This is a genomic window from Streptomyces sp. NPDC050147 (assembly GCF_040660195.1).
Classification (GTDB): Bacteria; Actinomycetota; Actinomycetes; order Streptomycetales; family Streptomycetaceae; genus Streptomyces.
Genome location: NZ_JBFALJ010000009.1, coordinates 232,506 through 258,957, shown reverse-complemented (window position 1 = coordinate 258,957; position 26,452 = coordinate 232,506). Strand labels below are relative to the sequence as shown.

At 70.9% G+C, this 26,452-nt stretch carries 23 protein-coding genes; 15 read left to right on the top strand and 8 right to left on the bottom strand.

The features are described from left to right. Positions 1 to 40: 40 nt before the first annotated feature. Positions 41 to 1,741, bottom strand: coding sequence for a hypothetical protein (locus AB0I94_RS17060; RefSeq protein WP_363310359.1), 1,701 nt, complete (start codon positions 1,739 to 1,741; stop codon positions 41 to 43). Between the two features lie 186 nt (positions 1,742 to 1,927). On the opposite strand from AB0I94_RS17060, the gene radA reads away from it, so the two are divergent. Further along, positions 1,928 to 3,346 carry a DNA repair protein RadA gene (gene radA, locus AB0I94_RS17055; RefSeq protein ID WP_363310358.1) on the top strand — a complete coding sequence of 473 codons (1,419 nt, stop codon included), beginning with the start codon at positions 1,928 to 1,930 and terminating at the stop codon, positions 3,344 to 3,346. A gap of 79 nt (positions 3,347 to 3,425) precedes the next feature. Continuing rightward, entirely contained in the window at positions 3,426 to 4,550 is a 1,125-nt protein-coding gene (gene disA, locus AB0I94_RS17050; RefSeq protein WP_363310357.1) for a DNA integrity scanning diadenylate cyclase DisA, read from the top strand. An 87-nt stretch (positions 4,551 to 4,637) separates the two neighbouring features. Here disA and AB0I94_RS17045 read toward each other — a convergent pair whose 3' ends face one another. After that, a complete protein-coding gene (locus tag AB0I94_RS17045; RefSeq protein WP_363310356.1) occupies positions 4,638 to 5,456 on the bottom strand; it encodes a hypothetical protein in 819 nt (272 codons plus the stop codon). Positions 5,457 to 5,640: 184 nt separating this feature from the next. On the opposite strand from AB0I94_RS17045, the gene AB0I94_RS17040 reads away from it, so the two are divergent. Next, entirely contained in the window at positions 5,641 to 6,297 is a 657-nt protein-coding gene (locus tag AB0I94_RS17040) for a phosphatase PAP2 family protein (protein WP_363310355.1), read from the top strand. 18 nt (positions 6,298 to 6,315) lie between these two features. Here AB0I94_RS17040 and AB0I94_RS17035 read toward each other — a convergent pair whose 3' ends face one another. Then, a complete protein-coding gene (locus AB0I94_RS17035; protein ID WP_363310354.1) occupies positions 6,316 to 6,969 on the bottom strand; it encodes a response regulator transcription factor in 654 nt (217 codons plus the stop codon). Next, positions 6,966 to 8,564 carry a histidine kinase gene (locus tag AB0I94_RS17030; RefSeq protein ID WP_363310353.1) on the bottom strand — a complete coding sequence of 533 codons (1,599 nt, stop codon included), beginning with the start codon at positions 8,562 to 8,564 and terminating at the stop codon, positions 6,966 to 6,968. The genes AB0I94_RS17035 and AB0I94_RS17030 overlap by 4 nt, the downstream gene beginning before the upstream one ends. A gap of 199 nt (positions 8,565 to 8,763) precedes the next feature. Between AB0I94_RS17030 and AB0I94_RS17025 the strand changes: the two genes are divergently transcribed. The 5 genes from AB0I94_RS17025 (at position 8,764) to cseC (ending at position 13,235) form a co-directional block, all read left to right on the top strand. Then, positions 8,764 to 9,678, top strand: coding sequence for an A/G-specific adenine glycosylase (locus AB0I94_RS17025; protein WP_363310382.1), 915 nt, complete (start codon positions 8,764 to 8,766; stop codon positions 9,676 to 9,678). A gap of 181 nt (positions 9,679 to 9,859) precedes the next feature. Continuing rightward, positions 9,860 to 10,408: a SigE family RNA polymerase sigma factor gene (locus AB0I94_RS17020; protein WP_363310352.1), complete on the top strand. Its 549-nt coding sequence runs from the start codon at positions 9,860 to 9,862 to the stop codon at positions 10,406 to 10,408. Between the two features lie 20 nt (positions 10,409 to 10,428). Further along, positions 10,429 to 11,049 (top strand): hypothetical protein, encoded by a 621-nt coding sequence (locus tag AB0I94_RS17015; RefSeq protein ID WP_363310351.1) that lies wholly within the window; start codon positions 10,429 to 10,431, stop codon positions 11,047 to 11,049. A gap of 9 nt (positions 11,050 to 11,058) precedes the next feature. Further along, entirely contained in the window at positions 11,059 to 11,772 is a 714-nt protein-coding gene (cseB, locus tag AB0I94_RS17010) for a two-component system response regulator CseB (protein WP_363310350.1), read from the top strand. Between the two features lie 134 nt (positions 11,773 to 11,906). After that, complete coding sequence (cseC, locus tag AB0I94_RS17005) at positions 11,907 to 13,235, top strand: two-component system sensor histidine kinase CseC (RefSeq protein ID WP_363310349.1); 1,329 nt, start codon at positions 11,907 to 11,909, stop codon at positions 13,233 to 13,235. Between the two features lie 104 nt (positions 13,236 to 13,339). On the opposite strand, the gene AB0I94_RS17000 is transcribed toward cseC, so the two are convergent. Next, complete coding sequence (locus AB0I94_RS17000) at positions 13,340 to 14,959, bottom strand: MDR family MFS transporter (RefSeq protein WP_363310348.1); 1,620 nt, start codon at positions 14,957 to 14,959, stop codon at positions 13,340 to 13,342. 164 nt (positions 14,960 to 15,123) lie between these two features. On the opposite strand from AB0I94_RS17000, the gene AB0I94_RS16995 reads away from it, so the two are divergent. Further along, positions 15,124 to 15,705, top strand: a complete 582-nt coding sequence (locus AB0I94_RS16995; protein WP_363310347.1) for a helix-turn-helix domain-containing protein — start codon at positions 15,124 to 15,126, stop codon at positions 15,703 to 15,705. Between the two features lie 21 nt (positions 15,706 to 15,726). Here AB0I94_RS16995 and AB0I94_RS16990 read toward each other — a convergent pair whose 3' ends face one another. Next, positions 15,727 to 16,428 (bottom strand): M23 family metallopeptidase, encoded by a 702-nt coding sequence (locus AB0I94_RS16990; protein WP_363310346.1) that lies wholly within the window; start codon positions 16,426 to 16,428, stop codon positions 15,727 to 15,729. Between the two features lie 489 nt (positions 16,429 to 16,917). On the opposite strand from AB0I94_RS16990, the gene AB0I94_RS16985 reads away from it, so the two are divergent. Next, positions 16,918 to 19,995 carry an NACHT domain-containing protein gene (locus AB0I94_RS16985; protein WP_363310345.1) on the top strand — a complete coding sequence of 1,026 codons (3,078 nt, stop codon included), beginning with the start codon at positions 16,918 to 16,920 and terminating at the stop codon, positions 19,993 to 19,995. Here the strand turns inward: AB0I94_RS16985 and AB0I94_RS16980 are convergent. After that, entirely contained in the window at positions 19,985 to 20,401 is a 417-nt protein-coding gene (locus tag AB0I94_RS16980; protein WP_363310344.1) for an ATP-binding protein, read from the bottom strand. The two genes, AB0I94_RS16985 and AB0I94_RS16980, sit on opposite strands and share 11 nt — an antisense overlap. A gap of 323 nt (positions 20,402 to 20,724) precedes the next feature. Between AB0I94_RS16980 and AB0I94_RS16975 the strand changes: the two genes are divergently transcribed. The 3 genes from AB0I94_RS16975 to AB0I94_RS16965 are packed head-to-tail and all read left to right on the top strand — an operon-like array spanning position 20,725 to position 21,996. Continuing rightward, positions 20,725 to 21,621: a helix-turn-helix transcriptional regulator gene (locus AB0I94_RS16975; protein WP_363310343.1), complete on the top strand. Its 897-nt coding sequence runs from the start codon at positions 20,725 to 20,727 to the stop codon at positions 21,619 to 21,621. Beyond that, positions 21,614 to 21,802, top strand: coding sequence for a DUF397 domain-containing protein (locus AB0I94_RS16970; protein ID WP_363310342.1), 189 nt, complete (start codon positions 21,614 to 21,616; stop codon positions 21,800 to 21,802). The genes AB0I94_RS16975 and AB0I94_RS16970 overlap by 8 nt, the downstream gene beginning before the upstream one ends. After that, a complete protein-coding gene (locus AB0I94_RS16965; RefSeq protein ID WP_363310341.1) occupies positions 21,799 to 21,996 on the top strand; it encodes a DUF397 domain-containing protein in 198 nt (65 codons plus the stop codon). Before AB0I94_RS16970 ends, AB0I94_RS16965 begins: the two co-directional genes overlap by 4 nt. Positions 21,997 to 22,073: 77 nt before the next feature. Here the strand turns inward: AB0I94_RS16965 and AB0I94_RS16960 are convergent, their stop codons facing one another. Beyond that, positions 22,074 to 22,796, bottom strand: a complete 723-nt coding sequence (locus AB0I94_RS16960) for a DUF4232 domain-containing protein (protein WP_363310340.1) — start codon at positions 22,794 to 22,796, stop codon at positions 22,074 to 22,076. Positions 22,797 to 23,004: 208 nt separating this feature from the next. On the opposite strand from AB0I94_RS16960, the gene AB0I94_RS16955 reads away from it, so the two are divergent. Together AB0I94_RS16955 and AB0I94_RS16950 are read left to right on the top strand one after the other, a co-directional pair. Further along, on the top strand, positions 23,005 to 23,451 hold the full coding sequence (locus AB0I94_RS16955) for a PPOX class F420-dependent oxidoreductase (protein WP_363310339.1): 447 nt from the start codon (positions 23,005 to 23,007) through the stop codon (positions 23,449 to 23,451). Positions 23,452 to 23,795: 344 nt separating this feature from the next. Further along, positions 23,796 to 26,360, top strand: a complete 2,565-nt coding sequence (locus AB0I94_RS16950) for an NACHT domain-containing protein (protein ID WP_363310338.1) — start codon at positions 23,796 to 23,798, stop codon at positions 26,358 to 26,360. Positions 26,361 to 26,452 lie beyond the last annotated feature (92 nt).

Sequence of the window (26,452 nt, the reverse complement as noted above, 5' to 3'; positions counted from 1 at the left end):
CCGAAAACCCGCTCGGCGCGGGGCCTGCCTGGGGCTCCGCCTAGCCCTCACTCGGACTCGGCCCGCCGCTGTCGCTCGGCGGGGGCGTCGAGTTCCCGGGGTCCGATGGTGTCGGCGTCGGGTCCGGGGAGCTCGGAGTCGGGTCCGACGGCGTTGGCGTCGGATCCGGGATCGACGGTGTCGGCTTGGGTTTCGGTGGGATCGGTGTCGGCCTGGGGCCCGGATGCGTCGGGCGCCCCGAACCGCTGCCGTACCCGTCGATCGAGACGATCGCCCCCGCGGGCGCGATGGAGACACGTGCGCTCCAGTGTCCGGCCGGCTCCCGCGCCTGATCGACGTACACCCGGATCGTGAACGTCTCCCCCGGCGCGAGCGTCCCGGACGAACGGCTCAGGTGGAGCCAGGACGCCCCCGTACTCGCCGACCAGTGGACCGGCTCGCCTCCTGAGGCGAAGAGCGTGATCAGTGTCGTGCCGCCGCTCGGCTGCGCCGCGACGGTGAGGCGGCCCGCTCCGGTCCCCGAACGGGAGGGGGGCGATCCCGCGCTGATGACCTCCACGGAGACGTCCGGCGAGCGGCTGCCCGCGGTGAAGCGGGGGTCGGGCGTCGTGTGGGCGTTGCCCGCGTTCTCGTAGTCCTCGCGGCTGTGGCCGCCGTTCATCCCGTCGGCCCCGGCCTCGCTCGCGCTGACCGAGCGGCCGTCCTCGCCCTCGCCGGTGAGCGGCGCTCCCCGGTAGGCGGCCCAGAGCGCCAGCACCGGGGCGGCCACCACGGTGGCGACGACCGTCGTCGTCACGGCACGCGCGCGCATCCGGTCGCGGCGGGCCGCGTGGTCCTTGGGGTCCATCGGGTATCCGTGCCGGTCGAAGCGCGGGGCGGCGCCCCGCGCGCGGGGGGCGCGCGCCATCGCCACGCGCACAGCGGCCCGCGGGGCCTCGATGACGGGCAGGGCGGCCGGGGACGCCGCGGTGCCCGGCCAGGCGGAGGATCCGGCGCGCTCGGCGGTGCGGCGGCAGCGCGGGCAGTCGTCGACGTGCCGGACGAGCTCGCGGCGCAGGGCCGTGCCCAGGAGGAGCTGGTTGTCGCCGGTGAGGCGGGCGACGATCGGGCAGGTGCCGGTCTCCACGACGGCGAGCGCGGCGCGGGTGCGCTCCACCTCGCAGGCGGCGGACGCGAGGAGGTCGCGGGTCTTCACGAGGTCCATGCCGATGACCGCGGCGACTTCCTTGGCGGCGAGCTGGTGACGTACGGCGAGCTCCAGGGCCTCACGCTGTTCGGGCGTCGTACCCGCGGCCTCCGGCCATGCGAGCTGGGCGAGTTCGCGGCGCCGCCGGCGCTCCGTCTCGTCCGGGAGCGTGTCGGACCCGTCCGTCTTCGGGGCGCGGGAGGCCGCTGTGGAGGCGTGGGCGCCGCCCTGCCGCTTGCGCTTGGCGTCGGCGAGGGCGCGCAGGCAGACCCAGCGGGCGAGTGCGTAGAGCCAGGTCTTCAGTTCGGCCTCGGCTTCGGGGCCGCGTGAGCCGCGGCGCTCGGCGATGGCGAGCACGTCGCCCAGGGCGGCGGTCGCGGCGTCGTGATCGCAGAGCACGGACAGGCAGTACGTGAACAGGCCGTCCAGACAGGGCTCATAGCGTGCGGGCGGCGCCTGCGGCACCGAGCGGGGCACAACGCGTTCGCGCGCGTCGGGATGCGCCCGGTGTGCGCCGGTCGCTTGGGTGGGGGTCTCCGGCCTGCTGCTCATCACCCGTGCGAAGTTAGGCGGATGATGCCGGGCCCCTCCTCCCACTTGAGCACATTTAACCCTTACGGGTGAACAGATCCCTCAAAGGGGGACAGGAACCCCATGATTCCGTGTCCCCTGCCCGCGCCCGGCGGCGCCCTCGGCAGGCTCTGTCCGTCGCTGTCAGTGCTGCCCGCTACGGTTCGGTTCATGGCCACCCGTACGAAGACCGGCAACACCGGGAAGCAACGCCCGTCCTACCGCTGCACCGAGTGCGGCTGGCAGACGGCCAAGTGGCTCGGCCGCTGCCCCGAGTGCCAGGCCTGGGGGACGGTCGAGGAGTACGGCGCGCCCGCGGTCCGCACCACCGCCCCCGGCCGCGTCACCTCCTCCGCCCTGCCCATCGGCGAGGTCGACGGCCGCCAGGCCACGGCACGCTCCACCGGAGTGCCCGAGTTCGACCGCGTCCTCGGCGGCGGCCTCGTCCCCGGCGCCGTGGCACTGCTGGCGGGTGAGCCGGGCGTCGGCAAGTCGACGCTGCTCCTGGACGTCGCGGCGAAGTCGGCGAGCGAAGAACACCGCACGCTCTACGTCACGGGTGAGGAGTCGGCGAGCCAGGTCCGCCTGCGCGCCGACCGCATCAAGGCGATCGACGACCACCTCTATCTGGCGGCCGAGACCGATCTCGCCGCCGTTCTGGGCCACTTGGACGCGGTGAAGCCCTCGCTCCTGATCCTCGACTCGGTCCAGACGATCGCGTCCCCGGAGATCGACGGGGCGCCGGGCGGCATGGCCCAGGTCCGCGAGGTGGCGGGCGCGCTGATCCGCGCCTCCAAGGAGCGCGCCATGTCGACGCTCCTGGTCGGCCATGTCACCAAGGACGGCGCGATCGCGGGTCCCCGCCTCCTCGAGCACCTCGTGGACGTCGTCCTGTCCTTCGAGGGCGACCGCCACGCGCGCCTGCGCCTGGTCCGGGGCGTCAAGAACCGGTACGGCACGACGGACGAGGTCGGCTGCTTCGAACTGCACGACGAGGGCATCACCGGCCTCGCCGACCCCAGCGGCCTCTTCCTCACCCGCCGCACGGAGCCCGTCCCCGGCACCTGCCTGACGGTCACGCTCGAAGGCCGCCGCCCGCTGGTCGCCGAGGTCCAGGCCCTCACCGTCGACTCCCAGATCCCCTCCCCCCGGCGCACCACCTCCGGCCTGGAGACCTCCCGCGTCTCGATGATGCTGGCCGTCCTGGAACAGCGGGGCCGTATCACCGCTCTCGGCAAGCGCGACATCTACAGCGCGACGGTCGGCGGCGTGAAGCTCTCCGAGCCGGCCGCGGACCTCGCGATCGCCCTCGCCCTGGCCAGCGCGGCGAGCGACACCCCGCTGCCGAAAAATCTCGTCGCGATCGGCGAAGTGGGCCTCGCGGGTGAGGTCAGACGGGTCACGGGAGTCCAGCGGAGGCTGGCCGAAGCGCACCGTCTCGGCTTCACGCACGCCCTCGTCCCCTCCGACCCGGGCAAGGTCCCGCCCGGTATGAAGGTCACCGAAGTCGCCGACATGGGGGACGCGCTGCGTGTCCTTCCCAGGTCGCGTCGCAGAGAGGCCCCACGGGAGGACGAAGAGCGCCGGTAGACTTTGCCCTGGTCTCGCCCATCCGTACGAAGCGGTCGTACGGACCGGGGCTTGGACAACCCGCGACCCGAGGAGTGCAGTGGCAGCCAACGACCGGGCGTCAGCTCCCGGCAAGCCCGGCGGAAGCTCCGGTGCCGAAGGGCTGATGCGCGCCTCCCTGAGCGCGGTCGCGCCCGGCACCGGCCTGCGCGACGGCCTTGAGCGCATCCTCCGCGGCAACACCGGAGGGCTCATCGTCCTCGGCTGGGACAAGACCGTCGAATCGATGTGTACGGGCGGCTTCATCCTGGACGTCGAGTTCACGGCGACGCGACTGCGCGAGCTCTGCAAGCTCGACGGCGGCATCGTCGTCGACAAGGACATCACCAAGATCCTGCGGGCGGGCGTGCAGCTCGTCCCCGACCCGACGATCCCCACCGAAGAGACGGGCACCCGGCACCGCACAGCGGACCGCGTGTCCAAGCAGGTGGGCTTCCCCATCGTCTCCGTATCCCAGTCCATGCGCCTCATCGCGCTCTACGTGGACGGGCAGCGCAAGGTCCTGGAGGACTCGGCGGCGATCCTGTCCCGCGCGAACCAGGCGCTCGCCACCCTGGAGCGGTACAAGCTGCGCCTCGACGAGGTGGCGGGCACCCTGTCGGCCCTGGAGATCGAGGACCTGGTGACGGTCCGCGATGTCACCGCGGTCGCCCAGCGCCTCGAAATGGTGCGCCGCATCGCCACGGAGATCGCCGAGTACGTGGTGGAGCTCGGCACCGACGGCCGTCTTCTCTCCCTCCAGCTGGACGAGTTGATCGCGGGCGTCGAGCCCGAGCGTGAGCTGGTCGTCCGGGACTACGTTCCCGAGCCGACCCCGAAGCGCTCCCGCACGGTCGAGGAGGCGCTCTTCGAACTGGACGCGCTGAGCCACGCGGAGCTGCTCGAACTGCCTACCGTGGCGCGGGCGCTGGGTTACACCGGCTCCCCCGAAGCGCTGGACTCCGCGGTCTCCCCGCGGGGCTTCCGCCTCCTGGCCAAGGTGCCGCGCCTTCCCGGCGCGATCATCGACCGCCTTGTGGAGCACTTCGGTGGGCTGCAGAAGTTGCTCGCCGCGAGCGTCGATGACCTTCAGACCGTGGACGGCGTCGGTGAGGCGCGGGCCCGGAGTGTTCGCGAGGGACTCTCGCGGCTGGCGGAGTCGTCGATCCTGGAGCGGTACGTCTAGCGGCCTGCGGTACGTCTAGCGGGTGCTGGGCGGGCGCCGGCGCCCGGGTGGGCGGTTGTCTCCGCCCACCCCGCCATGACTCGGCGGTCAGCTGTCCTCCAGGACGAACGAGGTCTTCACCGACCCCAGGCCCGGGGACTTGGCCTCCACGAGATACGTGCCGGGCGACGCCTTGCCCGCCGAAGGCGTGGCGCAGTTCGGCTCGCTCCCCCTGCGGTCCCACTCGACGGTGTGCGTGACGCGCCCGTCGCCCGGGACCCGCAGCAGCAGGCTCCCGCCACCGGCGGGGCAGTCCGCCGAGGACCAGATCTCCTTGTCGCCGTCGGCCTGAACGATCGTCAGCACGGTCTTCTTGCCGCCGAGATCCACCTTGCAGGCCTTGCCCGCGCTGTTCTGGGCGACGAGCTCGAACTTCGGCTTCTCGCCGACCTCGTAGCGGTTGTGGACGCTCCGCAGCTTCAACTTCACGTCGCCGCTCACGCAGTTGGGCAGGCTCGACCCCGCGGGCAACTGCCCGCCCGCACCGCCGCCGCCCTTGGCGTCGTCACCCGAACCGCTGCCGACGCCGCCGACGCCGCCCGCGCCGTCGGAGCTCTCGGAGTCACCGGAACCACCGCCGGAACCACCGGAGCCGCCCGAGCCGGAGTCGCCCTCGTCGTCCGACTCGTCGCGCCCGCCCGGGTTTTGGCTGATGGCGGGCCCGGAACTGGAAGGGCCGGGCGTGATGGACGTAGCCGGCCCGGAGCCCGACGGGCCGTCGGCGCCGTCGTTCTCGCCCCCACCGCCCATGGTGAGCACCCACACGGCCAGCAGCGCCAACAGCCCGATCAAGGACAGCAGAACGGCCCTCCGACGCCAGTAGATGGTGGAGGGAAGCGGCCCGACCGGATTGCGCAGAGATCCCACGGCCCAAACCTTACGAGAGATCCGGGCCTTGTCCTGCCCCACCCGCCGCTCAGAGTCACAAAGTTTGCGGATCATCATCACGGAATGAGTAACTCCGCTTCCGTACCCCTGTCTTTCGTCAGGGGGCGTGACGGGTCGATCGCCGGGTGTGACGATTCGGCCCCACTACGTACCGTCCGTAATCATGGACACCATGACCGACGATCTCTATCGCGATGTCACCGACTTCGCCCATGACACCCCTACCTGGTTCCAGCATCTCGCCGAGGTGTGGACGGAGCTCGGACTGCTGCTTTTCGGCGTGCTCTTCATCGTCGCCTGGTGGCGGGCTCGGCGCGGAGACCCTCGCGCCCTCGCGATAGCCGTTCTCGCGCCCCTGGCCACCGCGGTGGCCTACGTGTGCAGCGAGGCGCTCAAGTCCGCGGTCGACGAGGAGCGTCCGTGCCGGGCCGTCGCCGGCGCGGTCACCTCGATCGTGGAGTGCCCCGCGTACGGCGACTGGTCCTTCCCCAGCAATCACTCGACGATCGCCGGGGCCGCGGCCGTGGGCCTCGCGCTCGCCTGGCCGCGGATCGCGGCGCTGACGCTGCCGATGGCCGTACTCATGGCGTTCTCACGGGTCTTCGTGGGCGTGCACTATCCGCATGACGTGGCGGTCGGCCTGCTCCTCGGCGCCGCGCTCGCCTTCCTCCTCGTACGTCTGACGACCCGCCCCGTGGCGCGTGTCGTCGAGACGATGCGCGGTTCGTCGACGGGCGTCGTCAGGTGGTTCGCCGGGCCGGGGAGCCCGATGGCGCAGCCGCACGCGTCGCACCGGCGGCCGGTGTCACATCGCCGCTGACGCGCCGGGGGGCGGGGGTCAGAGCCGTACAAGTCCCGCCTCGTAGGCGACGATCGCCGCCTGAACGCGGTTCTTGACCCCGAGCCGGTCGAGGACCGCGCTCACGTACGCCTTGACCGTGCCCTCCACCAGGTGGAGTCGGGCGGCGATCTCAGGGTTGGAGAGGCCCTCGCCGACGAGCCCGAGCACCTCGCGCTCGCGCGGGGTGAGGGCCGCGGTCCGCGCGCGGGCGTCGGCGCCGCGAACCGTGCGCTGTGCGCCGTAGGCGTCGATGACGTGACGGGCCACCTTGGGCGAAAGGAAAGCGGCCCCGCCGGCCACCGCCCTTACCCCCGCGATGAGTTCGTGGGGATCGCCGGACTTCAGCAGGAAGCCGGTGGCTCCGCCGCTCAGCGCTCGCGCCACGTACGCGTCCTCGGAGAAGGTCGTCAGCATCGCGACCGCGGTGCCGGGCATCGTCCGTACGATCTCCTCGCCCGCGGCCAGGCCGTCGAGCCCCGGCATGCGGATGTCGAGCAGCGCGACATCGGGCCGGTGGGCCTGGGCCAGGGAGACGGCCTCTCTCCCGTCGCCCGCCTCCGCGACCACCTCGATGTCCTCACCCGCGCCGAGGATCGCGCGGACGCCCGCGCGGATCATCGCCTCGTCGTCGGCCAGCAGTACGCGGATCACCGCTCCCACTCCTTCTCGTGCTCTCGCGCCTCGTGCTCGGATCCTGCCTTGGCTCCCGCTGTGGGGATCACGCTCTTCTCCACGAGGGCCCCGTCCCTGAAGCAGACCCTGAAGTGCCGTACAGCGACGAAGAGTTCACCGCTGGCACGGTAGTAACGGCAGTCGGCTTCCGCGGGCGGCGGGGTCGGGGCGCGCTCCTCGGGCGGGTCGGAGGCGACCAGGTCGGGGAGCAGGCGTTCGGCGTCGGTCTGGGCCTGGCCGACCGTCAGGCGTGCGAAGTCTGCGGGTTCCAGGACGGCGTGCGACCGCGAGTACGCGTACCAGGCGAAGGCCCCGCCGACGAGCAGGACCCCGGTGGCCAGGGCGGCGCCGAAGGCCAGCAGGGTGCGGTGGCGGGCGGAGGCGAGGCCGGGCGCGGCCGTCTTCGCCGCCTCGGCGGTGGGTCGCGCGGGGAGCAGCGCTTCGACCCGGAAGCCGTCACCGTGCGGGCCCGCGACGAGGGTGCCGCCGAGGTCTTCGACCCTGGCCCGCAGATGTACGAGGCCGGAGCCTGCGCCGGGGCCCGGACCCGGGCGCTGGGGAGCTCCGTTGGTGACGACGACCGCCGCTTCGCGCACTTCTACGGTGACGGGGGCGCCGGGGGCGTGTTTGGCGGCGTTGGTGAGGGCTTCCTGGACGACGCGGTAGACGGTCCGCTCGGTGTCCTCGCGCGCGTGTCCGTTTCCTTCCGTGTGGTCCGTGTGGTCCGTCTGGTCCGTGCGGTCCCCCTCGCCGTCATGTGCGTACCGCACCGGCAGCCCTGAATCGGCAGCCCGCTCGACGAGGGCGCGCACGCTTTCGCCCGCCGGGCCGAGCGGCGCGACCTCGTCTCCCTCTTCCCTCAGGAGCCCGATGATCTCGTGCAGCCGGTCAGTGGCGTCCGAAGCGGCCACGCGAAGGTCGGCCGCCGCGGCGCGGTGCCGTTCCGGCAGGTCGGCGGCGACCTGGAGCGCGCCCGCCCGGACCGCGATGAGGCTCAGCTCGTGGCCGAGGGAGTCGTGCATGTCCTGGGCGATGCGGGCACGCTCCCGCAGCCGGGCCCGGTCGGCGACGATGCGCTGCTCGCGCTCCAGTTGGGCGGCGCGGGTCCAGCCCGCGGCGGAGAGTTCGCGGCCCTGACGGAGGTAGCGGCCGGCGAGCCAGGGGAAGACGGCTCCGAAGAGCAGGGTCCCCATGAGTACGAGCCACTCCACGACGGGGTCGACGCCTCGTACGAGGATCTTGGCCGTGCCCACCAGGGCGGTGGCCCCGAAGGCGAGGGCCGCGGGCCGGATTCGGGTGGCTCGGCTCCCCATGAGCAGCGCGAGGACCGCCAGGGCGGGGCCGTACGAGAGGGTGAACAGGGAGGGTGCCGCCACCAGGCCCAGCCCTGCCGCCGCCGTGAAGGCGGCCGCCGGCCACCGGTGGCGGCCGGCCACGGCCAGTGCCAGCGCGGCGGCTCCGGCGGCCTGCGGCCACGCTGCCCGGGGCTCGTCCAGGCCGAGGTGGTCCGCGCTCACCGCGGGTATCACCAGGGCCACCCAGAGGAGGGCTCCCCGGCCCCGTCCGCTCACCACGCCCCGACGCTACTTCCCCCTCGGGCTCCGCACCCCTGCCGATCGTCAGGTCCTGGCTCTCCCACCCACCCACTCGATCACCCCGCGGTGCACACGCGGCCCGGTGCAACCCCCCGCGAGCACAAAACGGCCCCGCCTGGCTCTCCCTCCGCCGCCCCCGTGGCAGGATCGTCCTGCCATGACTGCGCCCACGAAGCCCATGCCGCCCATGCCAACGTCACAAGACAGCCCCGAGCCCGTCGGCGAGGCCCTGCACAGCCCCGTCATCGCCTGGTTCGACGCGAACGCGCGCGACCTGCCGTGGCGTCGGCCCGACGCCGGGCCCTGGGGCGTGATGGTCAGCGAGTTCATGCTGCAGCAGACGCCGGTCAGCCGCGTCCTGCCCGTGTACGAGCAGTGGATCGCCCGCTGGCCCCGCCCCGCCGACCTCGCCAAGGAAGCCCCGGGTGAAGCCGTCCGCGCCTGGGGGCGCCTCGGCTATCCGCGCCGCGCGCTGCGGCTGCACGGCGCCGCCGTCGCCATAACGGAACGGCACGGTGGCGACGTACCGGCCAAGCACGCACAGCTGCTCGCGCTGCCCGGCATCGGCGAGTACACCGCCGCGGCCGTCGCCTCCTTCGCGTACGGCCAGCGGCACGCCGTCCTGGACACGAACGTGCGCCGCGTCTTCGCGCGCGCCGTGACCGGTACCCAGTACCCGCCCAACGCCACCACCGCCGCCGAGCGCAAGCTGGCCCGCGCCCTCCTCCCCGAGGACGACCGCACGGCCTCCCGCTGGGCCGCGGCCTCCATGGAGCTCGGCGCCCTCGTCTGCACCGCCAAGAACGAGAACTGCGCCCGCTGCCCCATCGCGCGGCAGTGCGCGTGGCAGGCGGCCGGCAAACCGGCGCACGAGGGTCCGGCCCGCCGGGGGCAGACGTACGTGGGCACGGACCGGCAGGTCCGCGGCAAGCTGCTCGCGGTGCTCCGCGAGGCCGTCGCTCCCGTGCCGCAGGCGACTCTCGACAGGGTGTGGGACGAACCCGTGCAACGGGCCCGCGCACTGGACGGGCTCGTCTCCGACGGCCTCGTCGAACCGCTGCCCGAGGGGCTTTACCGCCTGCCCCTGACCTGAGGAACCGCCGCCAAAAGCCGCGTAACGCCTCAGCTTTACGTCGCGCCTACTTCTGTTACACAACCGACGGAAGGCCGTGCGCCCTCCGGCGGCTGCTCCGCACAGCCTCGTGACAACGCCTCCGTAACTTCATAGCCGTACCGCACAAGCAGCGGTGGTCGGTGAACGGAGGCGGTTGGGTATGGCGCACGGAGAGGTGCTCGAGTTCGAAGAGTACGTCCGCACTCGGCAGGACGCCCTGCTGCGCAGTGCCCGGCGCCTGGTTCCCGACCCCGTCGACGCCCAGGACCTGCTGCAGACCGCGCTCGTGCGGACGTACGGCCGCTGGGACGGCATAGCCGACAAGCGGCTCGCGGACGCCTACCTGCGCCGCGTCATGATCAACACGCGTACGGAGTGGTGGCGGGCCCGCAAGCTCGAAGAGGTCCCCACCGAGCAGCTGCCCGACGCCCGCGTGGAGGATTCCACGGAGCAGCACGCCGACCGTGCCCTGCTGATGGACATCATGAAGGTGCTCGCCCCCAAGCAGCGCAGCGTCGTCGTGCTGCGACACTGGGAGCAGATGTCCACAGAGGAGACGGCCGCGGCACTCGGCATGTCGGCGGGAACGGTCAAGAGCACCCTGCACCGGGCGCTCGCACGGCTCCGCCAGGAGCTGGAGAGCCGGGACCGCGAGGAGCCCGCCAACGGCGCGCTCGAACGTGAGGAGCGGGAGCGTTGCGCGGCCTAAGCACCCGGGCTGGCAGGACGATGAGGGCGGGGAGTGCGGCGGCGGTCGCGCTCGCCGCCATCGGCCTTTTACTCACCGCCTGCTCGACCGGTGGCTCCGGCGCCCGCGACGAGGGCCCCGGCAACCGGGGGGAGACGGTGATGACTCCCTCGCCGTCCCCCACGCCGTCGACGACGTCCGCGCCCTCGCCGCCCTCCAGCCTGGAGGCGGTCGAGCTCGTCAAGGGCGACCCGAAGGTGAGCCGGACGGTCAAGCGCGACCTGAAGCCCTGTGTCGCGGACGAGTATCCGGTCGACGTCTCGTACGGCAGCCTGACCGGAGGGTCCGCCTCCGATGTCGTCGTGAACATCATGACCTGCGGCGACGCGGTCGGCACCAGCAGTTATGTGTACCGCGCCGAGGGCAAGAAGTACGAGAATGTCTTCCAGGACGAGGAGCCACCCGTCTACGCGGAGATCGACCGCGGCGACCTGGTGGTGACCAAGCAGGTGTACGAGAAGGGTGACCCGGTGTCGTATCCGTCCGGCGAGGAAGTCATCACGTACCGCTGGTCCTCGAACCACTTCACCGAGACGGACCGCACCCGCAGTCACTACAGCAGCGCGGCAGGCGGCGACGCGCCCGCTCCGACGGAGAACTGAGAGCACCCGATGGCAGAGCACACCCATGTCCTGTTCGTCGAGGACGACGACGTCATCCGCGAGGCGACGCAGCTCGCGCTCGAACGGGACGGCTTCGTCGTCACCGCGATGCCCGACGGTCTGAAGGGTCTTGAGGCGTTCCGCGCCGACCGCCCGGACATCGCGCTGCTCGACGTGATGGTGCCCGGGATCGACGGCGTCTCGCTGTGCCGCCGCATCCGTGACGAGTCGACGGTTCCGGTGATCATGCTCTCGGCGCGCGCCGACTCCATCGACGTCGTGCTCGGTCTCGAGGCGGGGGCCGACGACTACGTGACCAAGCCCTTCGACGGCGCTGTCCTGGTCGCCAGGATCCGCGCCGTGCTTCGCCGCTTCGGGCACGCGAGCGGTCCCGACTCGGCGGCGCCCGCCGCCGGTGAGGGCGGTTCGCCGGACGGCGGCGTGCTGCACTTCGGTGATCTGGAGATCGACACGGAGGGCATGGAGGTCCGCAAGGACGGCGCTCCGGTGGGTCTTACGCCGACCGAGATGCGCCTGCTGCTCGAATTCTCCTCCGCGCCCGGCACGGTCCTCTCCCGCGACAAGCTCCTGGAGCGCGTGTGGGACTACGGCTGGGGCGGTGACACCCGTGTCGTCGACGTCCACGTGCAGCGGTTGCGCACGAAGGTCGGTCAGGACCGGATCGAGACGGTCCGCGGCTTCGGTTACAAGCTCAAGGCGTGAGCCGACGGCATGGCTGAGATCAACCACGTCACGTGGCTCGCAGACGTGGCGCATCCCGGGGGACACATATGAGCGGGGGGACGGTGGCCGCGCTGCGCGCCCGCCTGCGCACGAGATGGGCCTCAAAGCTCCGCATGAGGCTGGGCTCCGGCCTGCGCACCGGCGTGCGCTGGAAGATCAGCGCGGCGATCGCGCTGGTCGGCGCGCTCGTCGCGGTGGCGCTGAGCCTGGTCGTGCACAACGCGGCACGCGTCTCGATGCTCGACAACGCACGCGACGTACAGGACGAGCGGATTCTGTACGCCCAGCGGATCTACGAGACGTCCGGGCGCACGGGCCAGTTCGGCATGAAGATCGACGACCCGGAGATGCCCAAGGACCTCCTGGCGAAGGTGCTGGCCGGGCGTCGCGCGACCTACGTGGAGGACCACGAGGGCGGTGTGCCGGACATCTGGGCGGCGGTGCCGCTGAGCGACGGCCACATCCTGTCGCTGCACACCCGCTTCACCGACCGCAGCGCCACCGTCATGAAGGACCTCGACCAGGCCCTGGTCATCGGCTCCATCTCGGTCGTCTTCGGCGGCTGCGCGCTCGGCGTGCTCATCGGCGGCCAGCTCTCGCGGCGCCTGCGCAAAGCGGCGACCGCGGCCCAGGAGGTCGCCCAGGGGCAGACGGACGTGAGCGTACGGGACGCCATCGGCGGCGTCGTACGCGATGAGACCGATGACCTCGCGCGCTCGGTGGACGCGATGGCGGACGCGCTCAAGCAGCGCCTCGAAGCCGAGCGGCGGGTGACGGCGGACATCGCGCACGAGCTGCGTACGCCGGTGACCGGACTGCTCACGGCGGCCGAGCTGCTCCCGCCGGGGCGGCCGACCGAGCTGGTCAGGGACCGGGCGCAGGCGATGCGCACGCTCGTCGAGGACGTGCTCGAAGTGGCCCGTCTGGACAGCGCCGCCGAGCGGGCCGAGCTGCAGGACCTGCTCCTTGGCGAGTTCGTGACGCGGCGGATCGCGGTCCTGAACTCGGACGTGCGGGTCACGGTGGTGCACGAGTCGGAGGTGACGACCGACCCGCGCCGCCTCGAGCGCATCCTGGGCAACCTCCTCGCCAACGCGGCCAAGCACGGCAAGCCGCCGGTCGAGGTCAGCGTCGAGGGCCGCGTGGTGCGGGTCCGCGACCATGGCCCCGGGTTCCCCGCGGGACTCCTGGAGGAGGGCCCGAGCCGTTTCCGCACCGGCAGTACGGACCGTGCGGGCGTCGGCCACGGCCTGGGCCTGACGATCGCGGCCGGTCAGGCGCGGGTCCTCGGCGCGAGGCTCACTTTCCGGAACGTGACCCCCGCGGGGGCGGGCCCTGACGACCCGGCGGAGGGCGCGGTGGCGGTCCTCTGGCTCCCGGAACACGCCCCGACGAACACGGGCAGCTACCCGATCCTTCAGCTGCCGGACAAGTACCGGTAGCTGAAGCTGCGGGGCACGGACAAGCAGGGCGGCACCCGACAGCAACGGCCCCCGGCACCAGAAGGTACCGGGGGCCGTTCAGCCGAGGGAACAGGGACCGCAGGTCAGACGGCCTCTGCAACCGCTTCCCGCGGACCAGGCGCGGCGTCCCCAGCCGCACCCTCGGCCGGCTTGTCGCCCCCGGGAGGGGAGTCCTTGGGCCCGGCCCCCCGCAGGGGAACCTCCCGGACGAAAAGCGAAGCGACCAGCGCGGCGAGCCCGATGATCGCCCCCAGCAGGAACGCCGAGTGCGTACCGGCGGACACAGCATGCTGATACGCGTCCCGCACCGCCTCCGGCAGCTTCGCCAGACTGTCCGCGTCCAGCTGCGCCGACTGCTCGGTGACCTTGCCGCCCAGTTCCCCGCCGCGCGAGGCCATCGTGTCCTCGACCCGGCTGTTGAAGAGCGCCCCCATGATCGCGACGCCGAACGACGAACCGAGCGTACGGAAGAGCGTGGCCGACGACGAAGCGACGCCCATGTCCTTCATCTCGACGCTGTTCTGCGCGACCAGCATGGTGATCTGCATCAGGCAGCCCATGCCCGCGCCGAGCACCGCCATGTAGAGACCCGAGGTGAACCGCGTGGTCTCGGTGTCCATCTGGGACAGCAGGAAGAGCCCGAGGACCATCAGTACGGTGCCGGCGATCGGGAAGATCTTGTACTTGCCGGTGGAGGTGGTGAACCGGCCCGAGAAGAACGAGACGACCATCATCGAGAGCAGCATCGGCAGGAGCAGCAGCCCGGAGTTGGTGGCCGAGGCCCCCTGCACCGCCTGCTGGTAGAGCGGCAGGAACAGCATCGCGCCGAACATCACGAACCCGGTGAGGAACCCGATCACCGACATCAGCGTGAAGTTGAGGCTGCGGAAGATGTGCAGCGGCAGGATCGGCTCGGCGGCCTTCTTCTGCACGATGACGAAGCTGATGAGCGCGACGACTCCGATCGCGATGAGCTCCATGATCACGGTCGAGGTCCAGGCGTACTCCGTGCCGCCCCAGGTGGTGACGAGCACGAGCGCGCTGATGCCCACGGTCAGCAGGGCCGCACCGAGGTAGTCGATCCGCCCCTCCGCCTTCTTCTTCGGCAGGTGCAGTACGGCGGTCACCATGGCGAGGGCGACGGCGCCCAGCGGCAGGTTGATGTAGAAGGCCCAGCGCCAGCCGAGGTGGTCGGTGATGGTGCCGCCGACGAGCGGTCCGCCGATCATGGCGACCGCCATGACGCCGGTCATCATGCCCATGTACTTGCCGCGCTCCCGCGGCGTGACGAGCTCACCGATGATCGCCATGACGCCGACCATCAGACCGCCCGCGCCGAGCCCCTGGACGGCACGGAAGCCGATCAGCTGACCCATGTCCTGCGCCATGCCGCTGAGCACGGAACCGAGCAGGAAGATCACTATGGAGATGAGGAAGACGCCCTTGCGCCCGTACATGTCGCCGAGCTTGCCCCAGATGGGGGTCGAGGCCGCGGTCGCGAGCATGTAGGCGGTCACGACCCACGACAGGTGCTCCATGCCGCCGAGGTCGCCGACGATCGTCGGCATCGCGGGGCTCACGATCATGTTGTCGAGCATGGCGAGCAGGATCGTCACCATCAGCGCCATCATCACGACGCGCACGCTGCGCGGCGGTGGCGCGTCCTTCGCCTGCTCCCCCGGCTTTATCTCTGTCTCGGCCATGTTCCCCACTCCCCGGTAACCCCGACAGCTCACTGTCGCTCTCCTACTTACTTGCCGACCGGCAAGCTGACTACACTGAGGGAAAGTAGACGCCTGACTAGCCGGGCGTCAAGTAAGTAAAATCGGGTCCAAGGATTCGAGTCGAGGGACCGAGGAGCACCACGATGGTCACGGGCACGGGCAAGCAGCAGCGCCGCGGGGACACCCGCCAGCGCATCCAGGACGTGGCCCTCGAACTCTTCGCCGAGCAGGGGTACGAGAAGACGTCACTGCGCGAGATCGCGGAACGTCTGGACGTCACGAAGGCGGCGCTCTACTACCACTTCAAGACGAAGGAAGCCATCCTCACCAGCATCTTCGAGGACCTGACCAGGCCCATCGACGATCTGGTGGAGTGGGGCAAGGACCAGCCGCGCACGCTGGAGGTCAAGCGGACGATCTTGACCCGCTACAGCGAGATCCTCACGGGCGCGGCCTCGCTCTTCCGCTTCATGCAGGAGAACCAGGCGACGATGCGGGACCTGAAGACGGGTGAGACCTTCAAGGACCGCATGTTCAGCCTGCTCGACATCCTGCGCGAGCCGGACGCGCCGATGACGACCCAGGTGCGCTGCTTCAGCGCGCTGTTCACGATGCACGGCGGGATGTTCGTGCTCAAGGACGCCGAAGGCGACCCCGAGGAGAAGCGCAAGGCCATCCTGGAGGTCGCCATCGATCTGGTGACACGGGCGCACGAGGGCGCCTGAGCGACTACTGGGTCGGACGGGTCAGACGGTGACGCCGTTGGAGCGCAGGAACGCGACCGGGTCGACCGCAGAGCCGTAGTTCGGGGTCGTACGGATCTCGAAGTGCAGGTGCGGGCCGCTGGAGTTGCCGGTGTTGCCGGAGGCGGCGATGTGCTGGCCGGTGCCGACGGTCTGGCCGACGCGCACGTCGATCTTCGACAGGTGCGCGTACTGCGAGTACGTGCCGTTGTCGTGCTTGATCACGATGGCGTTGCCGTACGCGGGACCGTCACCGGCGCCGTTGCCGCCGGCCTTGACGACGGTGCCGTTGTGCACGGCCTCGACGGACGTGCCGATCGATACGGCGAAGTCCTGGCCGGAGTGCTTGCTGGACCACATGTTGCCGCCGAGCCCGAAGGACGCGGAGAGCGTGTACTTGTCGACCGGGTCCTGCCAGCCCGCGGCCTTCTTGGCGGCGGCCTGCTTGGCCTTGGCGGCATCCTGCTTGGCCTTGGTGGCGGCCTGCTGAGCCTTGGACGCGGCCTTGGCCTGCGCGTCGGCCTGCGCCGCTATCGAGTTGGCGGAGACGCCGGGCAGCGCGCCGCCCTTGGTGTCCGCGGCGGCCGCGATCCCGGTACCGAGAACGGCGGAGGCGCCGAGCCCGAGGGTGGCGGCGGTGACGACGGCCGTCCGCGTACGGAGCAGGGACAGGGCGGACTGGGTGGACGTGGCGCGCTTCGTCATGGCGGATGACCTCCGGGATGGGGAGCGTGTACGTGACACCGCCGCATGTCGCTGCGAGGCACGTGGGACACAAAGGGACCCGGCCACACGCTTCGCTGCGTTCCGCCGGGGCCCCACCTTGGTAACCCGTGCTCCGCCCACCGCTCAAACCCCCCATCTACTACCTAAAGCCGTAGCCAGCCGCCCGGCTTTCGACCCCTTGACACCGACAAATGCCGACAATTACTCCTTCAACCACATGCCGGAATAGGCACCCGCAGCCGGGTTTAACCACACTTCGACAGCGCGTCTCGGGCCAGCGCCAGCAGGTCCCGGGGGTGAACACCCCCGACGCGACCAAGGTCCCGGGGGTTGCGTGCCGAAGGTCCCGAACGGCCTCCCGAGTGTCACCACTATTCCGCCTAGTACCTGACATATCGCCTGTGCGTCATGTCACCGGTCACCGAGATCCACAACCTTCGGAATGTGACCGGCACTACGCTTCGGCGCATGGATCCCGCGGTCATGGGCGCCCGGCTCGCCTCGGGCGTCGTAGCCCCTCTGATCAAGAAGCTGTTCGTACGCGAGGGGCCGGGCGCGGGCCTGGTGGACAGGCCTGTGCGGCTGTCGGGCCTGGTGTCCTTCAAGGGCGAGAAGCGAACACTGACGGAAAAGGACCTGACCAGGCTGGCCGGGGAACTGGTCCACCAGGCGCTGGGGGCGGGAGAACGGGAGATCGCCGCCGATGAACGGCAGGCGGTCACGGACGCGCTGACCCGCACCCTGCACGCGCTGGGTGACCTGTCTCTGAGCGACGTGGAGGCGGTGGAGCTGGGTCCCCGGGCGCTGGCGGGCCGCCTGCGGGACGCGGCTGACGCCCCGGACCGTGACCTGTCGGCGGACGCGACGTACTTCTACGAGCGCCTGCTCGACACGACGTGCCTGCACGTCCTGAACTTCTTCACGCAACGGTCGTCCTTCGTGGCCCGGACCTTGGTCGAACAGAGCCGCCGACAGGCCGAGCTGATCACGAAGGCCGACGAGCTGATCTCCCGGAACCCGCTGCCAGGGGCTCAGGACGTGGCCTTCGAGCAGCGGTATCTCGCGTACGTCGCCAAGAAGCACGGGAAGCTGACGATCTTCGGGATCGACCTGACCCGGACACCGGGGAAGTGGCCGCTGGACGCCGCGTACATGTCGCTGGAGGCCACGGACCGGACGCAGGCCTCGTGGATGGCGGACCCGCGCGAGAGCCCCTGGAGCGCGAACGCCCCCACGCCCCGCCCCGCCGACCAGTCACTGGCCGACCACGACCGCGTGCTCCTGCGCGGCGAGGCGGGCTCCGGCAAGACGACACTCGTCCAGTGGCTCGCGGTCAGCGCCGCCGGCCCCGCCCCGGACGACGACCGCATGGCGTACCTCTACGATCGCGTTCCCTATGTCCTCCCCCTCCGTACCCTCACCCGGCACGGCGAGCGCCTCCCCGCCCCCGCGGACTTCCTGTCCGCGGTCGGGTCCCCACTGGCGGGCGCGCAGCCCAAGGGCTGGGAGACCCGCGTACTGACGGCGGGCCGCGCCCTGGTCCTGGTGGACGGGATCGACGAGATCCCGGAGTCGGAGCGCGCACGCACGCGGGCGTGGCTGACCGACCTCATCGACGCCCACCCGGGCAACCGCTGGCTGGTGACGTCGCGGCCCTCGGCGGTACGGGAGGACTGGCTGGCCGAGGAGGGCTTCACGGAGCTGACCCTGTCCCCGATGGGCGAGAAGGAGGTCGCCGCCTTCATCAGCCGCTGGCACAGCGCCGCCGTGACGGGCGTACCGGAGGAGGACGCCGGGCTGGCTTCGTACGAGGTCCAGCTGCTGCAAGCCGTCTCTTCCAAACCCGACCTGGGCCTCCTGGCGACCAACCCCCTGATGTGCGGCCTGATCTGCGCCCTGCACCGCGACCGCAGGGGTTTCCTGCCGCTGAGCCGCAAGGACCTCTACACGGCGGCGCTGTCCATGCTGCTCGTCCGCCGCGACCGCGAGCGCGACATGGGAACCCCCGAGGTGCGCGAGGAGCCGCAGCTCCAGCTGCTGCAACGTCTCGCGTACTGGCTGATCCGCAACGGCCGCACGGAGATGGACCGTTCGCGCGCGGAGGCGATCATCGCCGACGCCCTGCCGTCGGTCCCGGAGCTGGCCGTCCTCGGCGACGCGCAGGCGGTGTACGTCCACTTTCTGCACCGCAGTGGTCTGCTGCGCGAACCGAGCCCCGGCACGGTCGACTTCATCCACCGCACGTTCCAGGACTTCCTGGGGGCGCGGGCCGTGGTGGACGAAGGGGACTTCGGTCTTCTGGTGACACAGGCCACGGACGACCAGTGGGCGGACGTCATCCGAATGGCCGTGGCGCAGGCACGGCCGCGTGAACGGGCGGAGATCTTCCGCGACTTGCTGGAACGCGGGGACGCGCACGCCGACGTACGGTCACGGAACCGGATCCATCTGATGGCGGCGGCCTGCCTGGAGCACGCGGCGGAGCTGGCGCCCGATGTGCGGGGAGAGGTGGAGCGGCGCATGACGGCGCTCATTCCGCCGCGAAGCACGGAGGAGGCGCGCGAGCTGGCGGCGATCGGACCCATGGTCCTGGACCTGCTGCCGGGTCCGGACGGCCTGAGCGAGGACGAAGCCCGTCGCGTGGCGGTGACCGGGACGCATGTGGCGTCGGAAGCGGCGATCCCGTTGCTCGCACGGCTCGCGCGGCATCCGTCCTGGCGGGTGCGCAGCCAGCTCATGTGGGGATGGGGCCGGTATGAGGCCCGCCCCTATGCGGAACAGGTCATCTCCCAACTCGACGACGGCGAAACGCACTTCTCGCTCCAGAGCGACGCCCAGGTCAGGGAACTCGAACGGCTGGGCCTGCGGCCGAAGCATCTGGACATTCGCAGCTCCGTTTCCCCCGAGGCCGCGTCCGGACTGATCGCGTCCTGCGTCCCCACCTCTCTGGCCCTGGAGATCCCTCCCGACCGGCTCACGCCCGAGGCGCTCGACGGCCTGCGCTGCCTGGACTCACTCCGCTTCGTCAATCTCTCCCTTGTCGCCGAGGCGTGGAGCCTCGCGCTCATCCCGGCCGAGGCTCCGCTGCGTACGCTCGGGGTCGTCGGCAGCTGGAACGCGCTCATCGATTCACAACGCATCCGCAGATGGCGGGAGTTGACCTGGCTCATTCTCGGTGCCGACGGGGGCCCGAGCACCGTGGCCGACTGGCAGACACTCGAAGACCTCCCCCGGCTCGAACGCCTGAGCCTTCCGCCCTCCACCCTCGCCCACGCGACTCCCCCGTTGCGCCTGTCGTCCATCCAGGAGCTGATTCTGACCAGCACCAACGGCTGGCGGGACGCGACATCCCACCTGGCGGAGGTCTTCCCGGCGGTCACACGCCTGCAGGTGGTCACGCGACCGGGCGAGGAGACGATGGACCTGAGCGCCGTGTCCCTCCCGCCGACGCTGCGGCACGTGATCGTCCCGGACATCCAGGTGACCGGCCTCGAAACGATCCCTGCCGGAATCGAAGTCGACGTCTACCCGGCCACTACCGATTGAGCTGGAACCACACCCCTTTGCCACCCCCGGTGGGCGTCACCCCGCACACATCCGACAGAGCGGTCACGAGAAAGAGCCCCCGCCCGCCTTCGTCCTCGGCGGGAGCCCGTCGGGGGGACGGCAGTTGATCGCTCCCGTCGTACACGGCAACACGTACGTGCGTGGCCGCGATGGCGGCTCTCAGGTGCACGTCACCCTTGGTGTGCTGATGGACATTGGTCACCAGTTCCGAGGTGCAGAGCGCGGCGGCTTCGGCGAGGTGGCCGAGCCCCAGGGTGGTCAGCGCGCTGCGTACGAAGTCCCGGCAGACCTTGGGGGAACTGGCGCCGGCGGGGGCGAACAGGGTGTAGCTGTGGGGCAGTTCGGGCTCGGATACGGCTGCGGAGTCATGCGGGGGTACACCCATGAGACGCCTCCAAGGCGCGCGTCGGGGTTCGATCGCTGTGACGGTGATGTTGTCGCCTGACCGGCTGGTGGCCCGGCCGCAGTGGCCTACTGCCCTTCGCGAACAAGTCGCCGTCCGGCACGGGGACTTGGATCGGACAGTGCGCTTCTGCGGCTGGGCAGGGGGTTACTGCGTCGACAGCGAGGCTTCCGACATCTCTGCGTGAGCGTCGCCGCACTTAAAGTAGCGGCCAGGTGCTCAGATCTGCAACATGATCTCGGCGATTGATGGACCCAACCCGAGCGTTAGCGGCAAACTGTGGCCCAACCACCGGGAAGGCCCACATGGCTCTGCGCACGCACATCACGGAACGGCAGCGGCGGCTCGGCTCAGAACTGCGCAAACTGCGGGAAGCCGCCAACCTGTCGGTGAACGCGGCCAGCGCACAGATCGGCATGGGGGCCGCCCACCTCAGTCACATCGAAGCCGCTCGCACAGCGATCGCACCCGACCGCCTCACCGCACTGATGTACGCCTACGACGTCAGATCTGAGCCCTACTCCGAGGCGCTGGCTTCCTTGGCGGAAAGCGACGGCAAGGGCTGGTGGTCCGAGTACCGGCGCGCATTCCCGCAACGCACGCTGGACCTGGCGGAACTGGAGTCCGGCGCAGTCCACATCCACAGCTACGAAACCCTGGTCCTGCCCGGACTCCTCCAGACCAAGGCCTACATGCGGGCCCTCTTTCAAAGCTCCCGTCCCACGGCGCGACCCGACGAGATCGAGAACCTGGTGGCCTTCCGACTCGCCCGCCAACAGTCGGTGCTCGAACCCACCGGTCCTCATCTGCACACGGTCATCCACGAAGCCGCCGTTCGACTTGTCGTCGGCGACGCGCGCGTCATGCGCGAGCAACTGACGCACCTCCTGGGTGCTGCCGCTCTGCCCAACGTGACCCTTCAGGTCCTGCCCTTCGAGGCGGGACCTGGGGCTTGGCTGAGCGCACCCTTCCTGCATGTCGAACCCGCCGTAGCGCGACTCGGCACTGTCCTCCTGGAACACCCGGCGGCGCGCGTTGTCCTGGACGACGAGGAGAGCCTGGCGCGCTACCGGGCCACGTTCACCGACCTGTGTCACAACGCCCTCCCACCGGCCGTGCCCACCGGCGCCCTTGAGCACCGGGACTCCTGCGGCCTGATCCAACATCTGCTCTACACCCACCAGGGAAGCCACCATGACTGAACTCGTCTGGCAGAAGTCCACCTTCAGCGAAGGCGGCGGAGACAATTGCGTCTACATCGCCTCATCTCGCGAAGCCGACACGATCTACCTCCGCGAAAGCGACGCCCCAGAGACGACCCTCACCACGACGCCAGCCGCCCTCTCCGCACTGATACGCACCCTCACCAGGAGGCCCCAATGACCGAGCCCACCTGGCAGAAGTCATCCTTCAGCGAGGCAGCCGGCGCCAACTGCGTCAACGTCGCCTCCGCAACCCACGGCGACAACGCCCTCACCATCCACCTCCGCGAGAGCGACACCCCGGAGACAACCCTCACCACAACACCTGAAGCCCTCGCCGCCCTGATACGCACCCTCAACAGGGCGCCCCGCTAAACGCAAGGGGACCCAAGGCGCCGTCCTCAGCCTTGGGGCCCTGCTGCGGTCACTCCGTGGTCAAGGGTGGAGGCGAGCTACGACGCGCCACCCTGGCCCGCGCTGCCGATCGGGCCGACGTTGACCGAGGGGCCGGTGCCGTCGCTGACGGGCAGCGTGGCGGCGCCCGGCCAGGCCAGGGTGGACGACTTCGTCTCTCCGGGCGGGGTCACCACGAGGCCGGTGATGCGGACACCGGAGCCGCCCGAGTCGTTCATCGGGTAGCTGACGTAGAAGGAGACCGACTCCCCGCCCGTGAGGACCATCTGGTCGGCGGGCTTGCCCTCACGCGTGGCGGACAGATCCCCCGCGTTGGTCTTCAGGTCGACACCCGCGAACCCGGAGAGCAGGCAGCCCCGGTCGCCGGGGTTCTTGAACGTCACCGCGACCGAACCCTTGTCGTCACCGTCGATGGTGCTGTCCGACGCCGAGATGTCGAGATCATCCGTACGGCACTTCTCGGCTCGCTCGACGCCGCCCGCATCGCTCCCGGCCGCAGCGCCCTGCCCGCCGGAGGCCTTGGCGGCCGAGTCCTTCCCACCAGCCTGCCCCGAACCACTGTCCGAACCGGAACCGCCCTGCTCCGAGCCGCCGCCCGACGAGGACGAGCTGGAGGAGCTGGAGGCGGCCGAGGGGTCGCCCTGCCCCGTGATGTCATCGCCGTTGCAGGCGGTGAGCGAGAGGCTCGCGGCGACGGTCAGAGCCGCGGCGGCGAAGCGGAGAGTGCGGCGACGAGTGGCAGCGGTGGAGTTGGAACGCATGGCGGAATCCCTCGTAGGTAGTCGGTGTCGTCGTCCCCTCCTCGGGAACAACACCGACTCTGACCGAGCCCACTAATGCCGAGCTCCCGCCCCACTAACATCCACCTAACGCCCTCCGGGGCACTGGACTTCTACGCCGATGAAGCCGTGCGCAGCGGCTGGTCCCACGCCAGGAATACCCGTACCACCGCGACGAGTTGGGTCCGACATGACGACGACGGACGCACCCTTCGGCCCCCACGCCCTCCACTCCCTCCTCGCCCGGAGCAGCCTCGGTGTGCTGGCGACCATCAAGGCCGACGGGCGGCCCCAGCTCTCGCCTGTCATGCCGGCGTACGACCGTGCCGCGGGCGTCATCCGCGTATCGACGACCGCGCGGACGGCGAAGGTCGCGAACCTGCGCCGTGACCCCCGCGCCACGCTGGAGGTGACGAGCCCCGACGGCCGCGCCTGGGCCACCGCCGAAGGCACCGCCACCCTCATCGGGCCCGGGACCGACCCGCGAGGGCCCGAGGTGCAGGCGCTGGTCGACTACTACCGGGCCGCGGCGGGCGAGCACCCGGACTGGGACGAGTACCGCGAGACCATGGTGTCCGACCGCCGGGTGCTGATCACGATGACGGTCGAGAAGGTGTACGGCACGGAACTCACCTGAGCCCCCGCACAGGCCGGAACACACCCTCCGACCCGACCGACCCGACCGACCCCACCAGCCCAACCCGACCCGATCAGCCCCACCGCCCCCTCTCACCCCACGGCCGCCCGCCACATCGGCGTACGCGTTGCAGAAAAATCCCGTCGGCCGCGGCACCAGGCCCCACCTGACGGGATTTTCCTGCACCCCGACCCACCCCCTCACGCCCACCCGGGCCCCCACACCCGCCCCCACTCCCCCGCGCGCGCCGGATCGAGCCCATCCCCCCTCCACCGCAGGGGAATTGACCTACCCTTGACCCTCCACGACACACGAAATCCCACCCGCAGGGACCCCCTATGTCCATGGAGCCCGTTGTCCGCATCTCCTCGACGCTCGCAGGACCCCTGGTACAACGGCTCATCCGGCTGCCTCCCGAACAGCCACCCAACACGCCCGACCTGATCGCCGCCCTCACCACCTGGCGCGGCGCCGGCGCCCCGGCGACACCGGACGACGTGCACCGCACGGCCGCGGACCTCGTCCACCTCGCCGCCGAGGCGCACTCCGCCCCGACGGCCGAACTGGCCGCTGTCGTCGACGTGTTGACGCGCACACTGCTCGCCATCGGGGAACTGGACCTCACGGACGTGGAAGCCGTGCGCCTGGGCCCGCAGGACTACGCCCGGCGCCTGAGGGGCGCCGTGCAGGGCGCGGACCGCGCCCTCTCCCCCAGGGCCGCCTGGTTCCACGACGAGCTGCTCGTCGCCGTGTGCCTGCACGTCCTGTACCACTTCGTGCGGCGCTCCCCGCACATCCAGCGGCACATGGCCGAGCGGGCGAGCCGCATCCGCCAGCTCATCGACCTGAACGACGCGGAGGCAGCGTCCCGCCAACCCGAACGCTCCCAGGAGGACCGGGACTTCGAGGCCGCCTACGCCGAAGAGGTCGTACGTCAGCACGGCTGGCTCACGATCGTCGGCGTGGACCTGGCCAACGCGCCGGACCGCTGGCCCCTGGAGGACACCTACCTCAGCCTGGAGGCCGAGGAGAGCAGCGGCAGCGGCGTACCGGGCGAGCCGCGCACCGTGCTGCTCGCCGACCGGGCCCTGGAGGGCCACGAGCGGGTCCTGCTGCGCGGCGACGCGGGCTCGGGCAAGACGACCCTCGTCCAGTGGCTCGCCGTGGCCGCGGCGCGCGAGGGCGCCCGCGTACCCTTCGTGCTGCCCGTACGCCGCTTCGCCCGCGAGGGCTTCCCCGCCCCGGACGACTTCCTGCACGCCGTCCGCCACCCGCTGGCCGGCCAGGCCCCCGAGGGGTGGGTCGTGCGCACCCTCCTCGCGGGCCGCGCCATGCTCCTGGTCGACGGGATCGACGAGGCCCCGGAGGCGACCCGCGGCGAGCTGCGCAACCAGCTGCGCCGCCTCCTTCGCATCTTCTCCGGCAACGGCTGCCTGGTGACGTCCCGCCCCTCCGCCGTCGACGACGGCTGGCTCGCCCAGGAACGCCTCGCCGAAGAGGGCTTCAAGGAGCTGTCCCTTGCGCCGATGTCACGCGACCAGGTCACCCGCTTCATCCACGACTGGCACGCGGCGGCGATGAGCGACGACCAGTGCAAGGAGCAGACGGACCGCGACAAGCTGCGGGAGTACGAGGAGCGCCTCCTGCACTCCGTGCGCATCTACCGCGAACTGCGCCAGCTCGCCACCAACCCCCTGATGTGCGGCCTGATCTGCGCCCTCAACCGGGACCGTTCCGGCTCCCTGCCCAAAGGCCGCAAGGAGTTGTACGACGCGGCCCTGGAGATGCTCCTCCAGCGCCGCGACCCCGAACGCGACGTGCTGTACGCCGACGATGTGCGGCTCCAGCAAGGGCCCCGGGAGCTGCTCCTGCGCAAGCTGGCCCACGCGATGGTGGAGGAGGGTGTCTCGGAGCTGCCGCGCGAACGCGTGGTCGCCATCCTGGACAGCGCTCTGCCCGCCATCCCCTCCGCACGCGCCGAGGGCGACGGCGAGAAGATCTTCCGTCATCTGCTGCACCGCACCGGTCTGCTGCGCGAGCAGGCGGGCGTCTCGGTGGACTTCATCCACCGCACCTTCCAGGACTATCTCGCCGCCAAGGAGATAGTGGCCCGGGGCCAGTTCCGCACCCTCGTCGAGCACGCGCACCGTGCCGAGTGGGAAGAGGTCATCCGTATGGCCGCCGCCCACGCGCGGCCCGAGGAGTGCGCCGACTTCCTGGAGCGGCTCCTGGCCGCGGCCCCGAACCTGCGCCGCCCGCACGTGAACCACCGGCGCCTGATGGCCGCGGCCTGCCTGGAGCACGTCACCGAGCTCGACCCGGCGGTGCAGCAGCTCGTCCACGACCGCACGAAGAACCTCGTACGCCCCACCACGGAGCTCGCCGCCCGCAGCCTCGGCTGGGTCGGCCCCATCGTCCTTGAGCAGCTTCCGGACCCCGAGCAGGTGCCGAGCGATCAGCAGGCGCTGCTCCTCGCGATCACGGCCACCCGCGTCCAGGACGACGCCGCCATCGACTACCTCGCCCGCATGCGCCACCGCTCGGCGCTGTCCATCCGGGTCGAGCTCGTCCGCCCGTGGCGGCACTTCGACACGGAGCGGTACGCGCGCGAGATCATCGCCCACCTCGATCCGGTCGGCCTGTACTTCCCCGTCTCCGACACCGCCGAGCTCGCGGCGCTGCGGCAGCTGGGCGGGCGGCCGTGGATCCAGGTCGTGGGCGTCATACGCACCGAGGAGCTCCTGGACGGCCTGGAGCACGAGCAGCTCACCCATCTGTGGGTCACCGCGGAGCTGGCCGACACGGACATGTCCTGGCTCTCGCGCTTCCCGAACCTGAGCGTGCTGCGCGTGAACCCCCGCCTGCCCCGAGTACGGAACGTACCGGAGGGAATCACGATCACGTCGTAGCCCCGGGGGCGCCCCGTAAGGGGCGCGGGGAGCTGCGCGAGCAACCACAACGCACCCGCAGCCGGAAGACGCCAAAAAGGGGCTGCCCCGGA

Bases quoted from the DNA above. Each gene is read 5' to 3' on its own strand.
- radA (WP_363310358.1), top strand. From the start codon at position 1,928: ATGGCCACCCGTACGAAGACCGGCAACACCGGGAAGCAACGCCCGTCC.
- AB0I94_RS17040 (WP_363310355.1), top strand. From the start codon at position 5,641: ATGGACACCATGACCGACGATCTCTATCGCGATGTCACCGACTTCGCC.
- AB0I94_RS17025 (WP_363310382.1), top strand. From the start codon at position 8,764: ATGCCGCCCATGCCAACGTCACAAGACAGCCCCGAGCCCGTCGGCGAG.
- AB0I94_RS17020 (WP_363310352.1), top strand. From the start codon at position 9,860: ATGGCGCACGGAGAGGTGCTCGAGTTCGAAGAGTACGTCCGCACTCGG.
- AB0I94_RS17015 (WP_363310351.1), top strand. From the start codon at position 10,429: ATGAGGGCGGGGAGTGCGGCGGCGGTCGCGCTCGCCGCCATCGGCCTT.
- cseB (WP_363310350.1), top strand. From the start codon at position 11,059: ATGGCAGAGCACACCCATGTCCTGTTCGTCGAGGACGACGACGTCATC.
- cseC (WP_363310349.1), top strand. From the start codon at position 11,907: ATGAGGCTGGGCTCCGGCCTGCGCACCGGCGTGCGCTGGAAGATCAGC.
- AB0I94_RS17000 (WP_363310348.1), bottom strand. From the start codon at position 14,959: ATGGCCGAGACAGAGATAAAGCCGGGGGAGCAGGCGAAGGACGCGCCA.
- AB0I94_RS16995 (WP_363310347.1), top strand. From the start codon at position 15,124: ATGGTCACGGGCACGGGCAAGCAGCAGCGCCGCGGGGACACCCGCCAG.
- AB0I94_RS16990 (WP_363310346.1), bottom strand. From the start codon at position 16,428: ATGACGAAGCGCGCCACGTCCACCCAGTCCGCCCTGTCCCTGCTCCGT.
- AB0I94_RS16985 (WP_363310345.1), top strand. From the start codon at position 16,918: ATGGATCCCGCGGTCATGGGCGCCCGGCTCGCCTCGGGCGTCGTAGCC.
- AB0I94_RS16980 (WP_363310344.1), bottom strand. From the start codon at position 20,401: ATGGGTGTACCCCCGCATGACTCCGCAGCCGTATCCGAGCCCGAACTG.
- AB0I94_RS16975 (WP_363310343.1), top strand. From the start codon at position 20,725: ATGGCTCTGCGCACGCACATCACGGAACGGCAGCGGCGGCTCGGCTCA.
- AB0I94_RS16970 (WP_363310342.1), top strand. From the start codon at position 21,614: ATGACTGAACTCGTCTGGCAGAAGTCCACCTTCAGCGAAGGCGGCGGA.
- AB0I94_RS16965 (WP_363310341.1), top strand. From the start codon at position 21,799: ATGACCGAGCCCACCTGGCAGAAGTCATCCTTCAGCGAGGCAGCCGGC.
- AB0I94_RS16960 (WP_363310340.1), bottom strand. From the start codon at position 22,796: ATGCGTTCCAACTCCACCGCTGCCACTCGTCGCCGCACTCTCCGCTTC.
- AB0I94_RS16955 (WP_363310339.1), top strand. From the start codon at position 23,005: ATGACGACGACGGACGCACCCTTCGGCCCCCACGCCCTCCACTCCCTC.
- AB0I94_RS16950 (WP_363310338.1), top strand. From the start codon at position 23,796: ATGGAGCCCGTTGTCCGCATCTCCTCGACGCTCGCAGGACCCCTGGTA.